The following is a 281-nucleotide window of genomic DNA, read 5'->3' on the forward strand; positions in this document are numbered from 1 at the left end:
ACTACCACGGGCGAATCAGCGACTACGGATGAAGATACTCCCGTTACTGTGGATGTGTTAGCTAACGATTCCGATGTTGACGGCGATACGCTCACAGTCGACTTTGCTACAGCAGCCAATGGCACGGTTGCAATCAACCCTGATGGCACTATTACTTACACGCCTAATGCGAACTTCACTGGCTCCGATACCATCACTTATACGGTCACGGACGGTAACGGCGGGACTGCTACTGCAACCGTAGCGGTGACCATTAATGCCGTGAATGACAACCCCACCAC

General features: G+C 52.3%; 1 protein-coding gene. It reads left to right on the forward strand.

What is annotated here, in order from left to right; genetic code table 11:
• Window positions 1-281 (forward strand): cadherin-like domain-containing protein (locus tag OW491_RS17845; RefSeq protein WP_290037245.1); only part of this gene is annotated, 281 nt, incomplete at both ends.

The organism is Neptunomonas sp. CHC150, assembly GCF_030397555.1.
Classification (GTDB): domain Bacteria; phylum Pseudomonadota; class Gammaproteobacteria; order Pseudomonadales; family Balneatricaceae; genus Neptunomonas; species Neptunomonas phycophila.